This window comes from Pelomicrobium sp. (assembly GCF_036803785.1).
Classification (GTDB): domain Bacteria; phylum Pseudomonadota; class Gammaproteobacteria; order Burkholderiales; family UBA6910; genus Pelomicrobium.
The window spans coordinates 1-7927 of the sequence record NZ_DAIRTR010000133.1; the positions used below are offsets into that span (position 1 = coordinate 1).

Below are 7927 nucleotides of genomic sequence, written 5' to 3' on the forward strand. Positions count from 1 at the left end.
CCCTGGGGGACTTCGAGCATACGGGCACCCGGGAGTTGACCGCCGAGGACTACGTGTACCAGATCAAGCGGTTGGCCCATCCACGGCTCCATTCCCCCATTCTCGGGCTCATGAGCAACTACATCGTGGGCATGAGGGAGTACGCCCAGTCGCTCAAGCAGGTCGCCGAGCAGTCCGAGGCGCGGGGCGCCTTCCTGGACCTGCGCCGTTATCCCCTTTCTGGCGTCGAGCTAGTGGATCGCTATACCTATCGCATCCGCATCCTGGGCAAATATCCCCAGTTCGTGTACTGGCTGGCGATGCCCTTTTTCGCCCCAGTGCCCTGGGAGGCGGATTTCTTCTACTCCCAGCCGGGGATGGCGGAGAAGAACATTACCTTAGACTGGTATCCCGTGGGCACGGGCCCGTACATGCTCACGGTGAACGATCCCAACCGGAAGATGGTGCTGGAGCGCAACCCTAATTACCAGGGTGAGCGCTACCCTTCCGAGGGGGAGCCGGGCGACCGGGAGGCGGGGCTGCTGGCGGATGCGGGCAAGCCTCTGCCCTTCATCGACAAGGTGGTCTTCAGCCTGGAAAAGGAAAGCATCCCCTACTGGAACAAGTTCCTGCAAGGCTATTACGACGCTTCGGGCATTGCCTCCGACATCTTCGACCAGGCGGTGCAGTTCACCAGTGGCGGCGAGATCACCCTGACCGAAGAGATGCGGCGCCGGGGCATCCAGCTCCAGACTTCGGTCGCCACCAGCGTGTTCTACATGGGCTTTAACATGCTGGACCCCGTGGTGGGCGGGCTGGACGAGCGCTCCCGCAAGCTGCGGCAGGCCATTTCCATAGCTTTCGACGTGGAGGAATTCATTTCCATCTTCCTCAATGGCCGCGGCATTCCCGCCCAGGGACCGATTCCTCCGGGGATTTTCGGCTACCGGGAGGGGCCGGAAGCGATCAACCCCTACGTCTACGACTGGGTGGACGGCCGGCCGCAGCGCAAATCCCTGGAGGAAGCAAAGCGGCTGCTCGCTGAGGCAGGCTATCCGAACGGCCGCGATGCCCGCACCGGGCAACCCCTCATCCTGCACTTCGACACCACCGCCCGAGGTCCTGGAGACAAGCCCCGGCTGGACTGGCTCGCCAAACAGTTTCAGAAGCTCGACATCCAGCTCGTGATCCGCGCCACCGACTACAACCGCTTCCAGGACAAGGTGCGAAACGGCGCCGTGCAGGTCTTTTTCTACGGCTGGAACGCCGATTACCCGGATCCGGAGAACTTTTTCTTCCTGTTAAACGGCGCCGAGGGCGCGGTCAAGACTGGCGGCAACGGTCCTAATTATGCGAACTACGACAACCCGGAATTCAATCGCCTGTTCGACCGCATGAAGAACATGGACAACGGGCCGGAGCGCCAGGCGCTGATCGACCGGATGCTGGAGATCGTGCGACGGGACGCGCCCTGGATGTGGTTCTTCTATCCCAAGGACTACACCTTGCACCACGGCTGGGTCTACAACCGCAAGCCAAACCAGATGGCCAATAACGGGCTCAAGTACCAGCGGATCGATCCCCAGTTGCGGGAGGTGAAGCGGCGGGAGTGGAACCGGCCAGTGCTCTGGCCCCTCGTCTTGATGGCGGGGTTGCTGGTGGCGAGCGTGCTGCCGGCGCTTGCGGTGTACCGGCGCCGCAACCGTAGCACAGCTCGGAGCACCGCGGCGCAGGCGGCCACCGGAGTAGGAGGGACGAGGGCGTGATCGCTTACATCCTCCGGCGGCTCCTGTACGCGATCCCCATCCTGATTGGGGTCAACGTGATCACCTTTACCCTGTTCTTCGTGGTCAACTCGCCGGACGACATGGCGCGCCTCCATCTCGGGGTGAAGCGGGTGACGCCCGAGGCGATTCAGAAGTGGAAGGAAGAGCGGGGCTACGACAGGCCGCTTCTCTACAACGCCCAAGCCCGGGGCGCGGCGAAGTTCACCGATACCATTTTTTTCCAGAAGTCGGTGAAGCTGTTCCGTTTCGAATTCGGCCGCTCCGATGCGGGGCGCGACATCGGCTACGACATCCGCACCCGCATGGGGCCCAGCCTGGCGATCGCGCTTCCGGTGTTCGCCGTCGGACTCATCACCTATGTGAGCTTCGCCCTGCTGATGGCGTTCTTTCGCGCCACCTACCTGGACTTCTGGGGAGTGGTACTGTGCGTGGTCATGATGTCCATTTCTACCCTGTTCTACATCATCGGCGGCCAATACCTGGTGGGCAAGGTATGGAAGCTGGTTCCCATTTCTGGATACGAGGGTGGCTTGTCGGCCATCAAGTTTCTGATCCTTCCTATCGCCATCGGCATCATCGCCGGCGTTGGCGCGAGCAGCCGCTGGTACCGCACCATCTTCCTGGAGGAGATGAGCAAAGAATACGTGCGCACCGCCCGAGCTAAGGGACTTTCCGAGACGACCGTGCTGTTCAAGCACGTACTCAAGAACGCCATGATCCCGATCCTGACAGGCGTAGTGGTGGTGATCCCGGCGCTTTTTCTCGGGAGTCTCATCTTCGAGTCTTTTTTCGGCATCCCGGGCCTCGGCAGCTATACCATCGACGCCATTAACTCCCAGGACTTCGCCATCGTGCGGGCCATGGTATTCCTGGGTTCGGTGCTCTACATCGTGGGTCTAATCCTCACCGACATTTCCTACACCCTGGTGGATCCGCGGGTGCGGTTCGAATAAGGAGACGGCGTTGACGGGATTCAAGCCCGAGATTCTCTATACCGACGCCTTGGTGTTCGCGCTCCTGTTTCTGGTGCTTGCCTTCGCCTGGTTCGCCCATCGCCACGAGCACCTGCGACAGCCCTGGCGCCGAGTGGCCGCAAGCCGCAGCGGCATGGCGGCCGCCACGGTGCTCGCCTTCTACGCCGCCGTGGGGCTGTTGGACACCCTACACTACCGGCCCCAGCTACCGGGAGAACCCGGCAAGCCGCCAGTCTACTCGGTGGAGGTGCTCTCGCTCCTCGACTGGATTACCGAGCCCTTGCGCACCCGCAAGGAAAAGACCTATTCGGCCCCGTTTGCCACCCACTTGTACGCCAAGGAAACCATCGAACTCCCCGACGGGCGGCAGGTGCGGGATTATCCTCGCCTGCGGTACGGCGGCGCCCATCTGGCCGATCCCGTCCGTGATCGGGCAGCCGACATCGCGGCGCGGGCGGGGAAAGGTTTGCTCGCTGCTGCCCTGCTGTGGCTGGCCGTGGCCGGGCTGATCACGGCTCGGGTGGCGCGCCGCCGGGGTGCCGGGCTCGGCGACAGCTGGCGCGCCCTATGGCGAGGAGAGACGGTAGTGCAATGGAACGCAGTGCTCGTCACCCTGGCCGTGATCCTGGCGCTGGCCGGACCCCTCGCCGCCTTGTGCACCCACTACCACGTGCTGGGCACCGATAAGGTGGGACAGGACGTGTTCTATCTTTCTTTAAAGAGCATCCGCACGGGACTGGTGATCGGCACTCTCACCACCCTGGTGATGTTGCCCTTCGCCCTGCTGCTCGGGATCATGGCGGGCTATTTCCGCGGCTGGGTGGACGACGTGATCCAGTACGTCTACACCACCCTGTCCTCCATTCCCGGGGTGCTACTGATCGCCGCGGCCGTGCTGATGGTGCATGTCTATATCGAAACCCGCCCGGAGCTATTCCCCACCATTACCCAGCGCCAGGACATGCGCCTTCTTTTCCTATGCCTCATCCTCGGCATCACGAGCTGGACCGGCCTGTGCCGCTTGCTCAGGGGAGAAGCGCTGAAGATGCGGGAGCTGGAATTCATCCAGGCGGCCCATGCCTTTGGCGTGCCCCATCTGCGCATCATCACCCGGCACATCGTGCCCAACGTGATGCACATCGTGCTGATTGCCATGGTGCTGGATTTCAGCGTGCTGGTGCTGGCGGAGGCCGTGCTGTCCTACATCGGCGTTGGAGTCGACCCCACCATGATCAGCTTCGGTACCATGATTAATGCCGCGCGGCTGGAGATGGCGCGGGAGCCCATGGTGTGGTGGTCGCTCGCCTCGGCCTTCGTCTTCATGTTCCTGCTGGTGTTGGCGGCGAACCTTTTCGCCGATGCGGTACGCGACGCGTTCGATCCCCGGCTGCGGGTGCGGGGGGGAGAGGGGGCCGCCCTAGCGGGAGGAGCGGCATGAGCGCTCCGCTGTTGCGAGTGGAAAACTTACGGACCTGGATCGACACCGACCGAGCCCCGGTGCGGGCGGTGGACGGAGTGGATTTCCACATCGCGCGGGGCGAGACCTTTGCCCTGCTGGGAGAGTCCGGCTGCGGCAAGTCTATGACCGCTTTGTCCATCATGCGGCTTCTGCCGGAGGCGGCCCGCATCGTCAGCGGTTCGGTATTCCTGGATGGGTTGGATCTGTTCGCCCTACCCGAAATGGAGATGCGCAGCGTGCGCGGCCGTCGCCTGGCCATGATCTTCCAGGAACCCGCCCTGAGCTTGAACCCGGTATTGAGCGTGGGCAGCCAGGTGGGTGAGGCGGTGAGGCGACACACGTCCCTCAGGGGAACGGCGGCCCGGCGCCGCGCCGTGGAGCTGCTCGCCCAGGTGGGGATGCCGGACCCGGAGCGCAGGCTGGAGGAGTATCCTTTTCAGCTTTCCGGCGGCATGAAGCAGCGGGTCATGATCGCCATGGCCCTGGCCGGGGAGCCGGATCTTCTCATCGCCGACGAGCCCACCACGGCGCTGGACGTGACCATCCAGGCCCAGGTGCTGGAGCTGCTCCAGCGGCTGCAAGCGCAAACTGGCATGGCTATCCTGCTGGTGACTCACGACCTGGGCGTCGTGGCGCAGATGGCCCACACGGTAGCCGTGATGTACGCCGGGCAGATCGTGGAGGTGGCGCGAGCGAGGGAGTTTTTCCGCCATCCCAGGCATCCATACTCGAGAAAGCTTTTCGCCTCGATTCCGAGCGAGCGCAGCCGTCGCCAACCCCTGGCGGTCATTCGTGGCACGGTGCCCGCCCTCGACCGGAAGTTCGTCGGCTGCCGCTTCGCCGACCGTTGCGACGAGGCCTGGGAGCGCTGCTGGCGCGAGGCACCCGCCTGGACCCAACTGGGAGACGGGGTGGGGGTAAGCTGCCATCAATATCCGGGATCAGGCATCGGGAGCCAGGGATCGGAGGGCGCTCCACGAGCGTCCCAGGGCGAGCTGCCCGCCAGAGCATGGGCGGCCTCTGCCGCGCACCCTGAACGTCAAGCCGCGGGCCCGCTTCTGCAGGTTTTCGATCTCAAAGTGCATTTTCCCATTCACAGGGGGGTGCTCAAGCGGGTCGTGGGCCATGTCAGGGCGGTGGACGGGGTGAGCCTCGAGCTGGAGCCGGGCAGGACCCTGGCGGTGGTGGGGGAATCGGGCTCCGGGAAGACCACCCTCGGCAAAGCGATCCTGCAGTTGATCCGTCCCAGCGCTGGCCGAGTGCTGTTCCAGGGCACCGACCTCACGGGGCTTTCTCGGCGCCGACTGCGGCCCTTGCGGCGCGCTCTCCAGATCGTTTTCCAGGACCCTTACAGCTCCCTCAACCCGCGCATGCGCGTTGCCGACATCCTGCTGGAAGGCATGCGGGCGTTGAAAGTGGGTGCAGCCGACGGGGAGCGGGCGCAGCGCGTATTGGCGCTGCTGGCCCAGGTGGGGCTGCCGGCGGAGGCACGGCTGCGCTATCCCCACGAGTTCTCCGGCGGCCAGCGCCAGCGCATCGCCATTGCCCGGGCCCTCGCGGTCGAGCCTCAGCTCATCGTGTGCGACGAGCCCACCAGCGCCCTGGATTTGTCGGTGCAGGCCCAGATCCTCAATCTGCTGGGAGAGCTCCAGGAGCGGCTGGGCCTCGCCTATCTCTTCATCACTCACAACATGGGGGTGGTGGCCCACCTGGCCCATCGGGTGGCGGTGGTTTACCTGGGTCGGATCGTGGAGCAGGGCAGCGTGGACGAGGTGCTCAAAGCGCCGCGGCATCCGTACACCCGGGCCCTGCTCTCCGCGGTGCCCGTCATCGACCCCGACTCGCGGCGGGAGATCATCCGGCTCCCGGGGGATCTGCCTTCTCCCGCCCATCCTCCCGCGGGTTGCCATTTCCATCCCCGCTGCCCCCAGGCCATGGATGTCTGCCGCCGGGTCTATCCCGGCGAGACACGCCTGTCGGCCACCCGCTCGGTGCATTGCCACTTGTATGGCGGTTGAGCGGATCCTCTGACTGAGGAGCCCTCAGAACTGATCCTTCCAGGCGCGCAACACGGCGAAGACCTCCACCGGGTCATGGAGGGGGCGGCCGTACCGGCGGGCCGCGGCCGCCTGGATCGCCGGCTCGGCGCAGCGAAGGAAAGGATTAGTGGCCCGCTCTAGGGCGATGGTGGAGGGCAGGGTGGGGGCATTGCGCTCCCGCAGCGCCTTTTCCCTCCGTTCCCGCTCGGCGAGGGCGGCATTGTCCGGTTCCGCGACCTTGGCAAAGCGGATATTGGAAAGGGTGTATTCGTGGGCGCAGTAAACCCGCGTGTCCCCGGGCAAGCCGGCCAGCTTCTCCAGGGAGCGGTACATCTGGGCCGGCGTGCCTTCGAAGAGGCGCCCGCAGCCGCAGGCGAACAGGGTGTCGCCGCAAAAGAGCCACCCGTGGCCATAGTAGGCGATGTGTCCCGCCGTGTGCCCGGGCACCTCCAGGACCTGAAAGCTCAAGCCCAGCTCGGGAAGGGTGACCGGATCGCCTTCGCCGAGGGGCCGGGTAACGGTAGAGATGGGCTCGCCGCGAGGACCATACACCGGCACTGGCACCTGCCCCAGTAGTGCCGGGAGGCCCCCCACGTGATCACCGTGGTGATGGGTGACCAGGACGGCCACCAACTTGAGCGTGCGGCGAGCGAGGAAATCCCACACTGGCGCCGCGTCGCCGGGATCGACTACCGCGGCGTGCTGTCCGTCGTGGAGGACCCAGATATAATTGTCCTTGAACGCGGGAACGGCAACGACTTCGACCATGGGAGTGCTGGGTGTAGGTGAAAAAATGCACGCCGGGCGCTGTCGGCAAACCCCGGCTCAGCGGCTGCCCGCTCATGGTGGTGAAGGATGAGAACCGTGTCAACCGATGAGCTGAGAGACTGGCTGCGATCGCCCCTGGGCAGCTACCTCCTGGAACGGGAGCAGGCCTATTACGATCAGGCCGTGGCAGATGTATTCGGCTTCAACGCGGTCCAGTTCGGCCTGACCGGCGTCGATTTTCTGCGCGCCTGCCGCATTCCCTTGCGTTTCACCTTGGGTCCCGCGCGAGAGGCGGACGTGCGAGCCGAGCTGTGCCAGATTCCCCTGGAGAGCAACAGTATCGATCTGATCGTCTTGCCCCATGTCCTGGAATTCAGCGCCAATCCTCATCAGATTCTGCGGGAGGTGGAGCGCTGCCTGCGGCCCGAGGGGTGCGTTCTGGTCTCTGGCTTCAATCCCCGCAGCCTCTGGGGCCTGCGCCGACTGCTCGCCCGGGAGCCGCGGATTTTTCCCTGGACCGGCGAATTCATTTCCCTGCCCCGGCTCAAGGACTGGCTGAAACTGCTGGGCTTCGAGGTCTCGGCGGGGCGCTTCGTCTGTTATGCGCCTCCCGTCACGACCGAGCAATGGCTCGCCCGCTTCGGTTTCCTGGAGAGGGTGGGCGACCGATGGTGGCCGATCTCGGGCGGCGTGTACTTGCTGGAGGCCATCAAGCGGGTGCCGGGCATGCGCATCATCCGGCCGGGGTGGGTGGCGCGACCTGCCGCTAAGCCGAGCCTCGCCTCCCTCACCCACAAGTTGGAGGGGGACGGCCGCCGCCTCACTGCTCGGGAGGCGCTGGAGTGGGAGGAGGCGGCTTGAGCGCGCCACCCGGCGTGGTGGAGATCTACACCGACGGGGCGTGCAAGGGCAATCCTGGGG

Annotated in this window: 6 protein-coding genes; 5 read left to right on the forward strand and 1 reads right to left on the reverse strand. The window is 64.8% G+C overall.

The window, feature by feature from the left end:
- The 4 genes from V7Q81_RS13075 to V7Q81_RS13090 form a co-directional block, all read left to right on the forward strand.
- Positions 1-1745: ABC transporter substrate-binding protein (locus V7Q81_RS13075; RefSeq protein ID WP_333844012.1), on the forward strand; the 1745-nt coding region annotated here is incomplete at its 5' end.
- Positions 1742-2719, forward strand: a complete 978-nt coding sequence (locus tag V7Q81_RS13080) for an ABC transporter permease (protein ID WP_333844014.1) — start codon at positions 1742-1744, stop codon at positions 2717-2719. The genes V7Q81_RS13075 and V7Q81_RS13080, both read left to right, overlap by 4 nt.
- A 10-nt stretch (positions 2720-2729) precedes the next feature.
- Positions 2730-4178, forward strand: coding sequence for an ABC transporter permease (locus V7Q81_RS13085; RefSeq protein ID WP_333844016.1), 1449 nt, complete (start codon positions 2730-2732; stop codon positions 4176-4178).
- Positions 4175-6217 carry an ABC transporter ATP-binding protein gene (locus tag V7Q81_RS13090; RefSeq protein WP_333844018.1) on the forward strand — a complete coding sequence of 681 codons (2043 nt, stop codon included), beginning with the start codon at positions 4175-4177 and terminating at the stop codon, positions 6215-6217. Before V7Q81_RS13085 ends, V7Q81_RS13090 begins: the two co-directional genes overlap by 4 nt.
- 24 nt (positions 6218-6241) lie before the next feature.
- Here the strand turns inward: V7Q81_RS13090 and gloB are convergent, their stop codons facing one another.
- Entirely contained in the window at positions 6242-7006 is a 765-nt protein-coding gene (gloB, locus tag V7Q81_RS13095; protein WP_333844020.1) for a hydroxyacylglutathione hydrolase, read from the reverse strand.
- A gap of 87 nt (positions 7007-7093) precedes the next feature.
- On the opposite strand from gloB, the gene V7Q81_RS13100 reads away from it, so the two are divergent.
- Entirely contained in the window at positions 7094-7867 is a 774-nt protein-coding gene (locus tag V7Q81_RS13100) for a class I SAM-dependent methyltransferase (RefSeq protein ID WP_333844022.1), read from the forward strand.
- Positions 7868-7927 lie beyond the last annotated feature (60 nt).

Excerpts from the sequence above, each read along its gene's own strand:
- V7Q81_RS13100 (WP_333844022.1), top strand. The coding sequence starts at position 7,094 with ATGAGAACCGTGTCAACCGATGAGCTGAGAGACTGGCTGCGATCGCCC.
- gloB (WP_333844020.1), bottom strand. The coding sequence starts at position 7,006 with ATGGTCGAAGTCGTTGCCGTTCCCGCGTTCAAGGACAATTATATCTGG.
- V7Q81_RS13090 (WP_333844018.1), top strand. The coding sequence starts at position 4,175 with ATGAGCGCTCCGCTGTTGCGAGTGGAAAACTTACGGACCTGGATCGAC.